Raw genomic sequence first — 616 nt, 5'->3', positions numbered from 1 at the left:
ATCTGATAATACTTTCGTTTTATCTTCTGCATCTACTTTTACGATTTCGAATTGACCAAGGCTCTTACCGTTCGTTACTTTTACATCAATAACTTTTTCACCGTCAACTGTTACATGAATTATTTGTTTTGTTAACTCATAACCTTCTGGTGCTTTTGTTTCTTCTAACGTATATTCACCTGGCACAAGTCCGTCTACTTTAACTGTCCCAGACTTATCTGTTGTAATTCCTTCTTTTACAACATTTCCTTTCGCATCTTTCAATGTAAATTCTGCGCCTGCTAAGCGTTTCGTTTGATCTTTATCATCCATTTTAATAATTTGTAGAGAACCTAAGATTTTTTCGTTTTCTGCCTCTACTTTTACTACTTCTTTCTCGTTTTGAATTGTTACTTTCCATTCTTTATTTGAAAGCTTGTAGCCCGCTGGTGCTTTCGTTTCTTTCACTGTGTATTCACCTAGCGGTAATTTTGGTGACATCACTTTTCCACTCTCATCTGTTTTCAGTTCCGCTACCTTTTTACCATCTTTATACACTTCGAATTCTGCACCTGATAACAATTTCTTTTTATCATTCGCATCTACTTTCACGATTTCGAATTGACCTGTTACTTTT

General features: G+C 35.1%; 1 protein-coding gene. It reads right to left on the bottom strand.

Going from position 1 to position 616, the window contains the following annotated elements; genetic code table 11:
* Positions 1-616 (bottom strand): SpaA isopeptide-forming pilin-related protein (locus RT27_RS35660; RefSeq protein ID WP_043939490.1); only part of this gene is annotated, 616 nt, incomplete at both ends.

This window comes from Bacillus sp. L_1B0_5 (genome assembly GCF_000836715.1).
In the GTDB taxonomy this organism is placed as follows: Bacteria; Bacillota; Bacilli; order Bacillales; family Bacillaceae_G; genus Bacillus_A; species Bacillus_A thuringiensis_S.
This window is presented reverse-complemented; position numbering and strand designations above follow the sequence as displayed.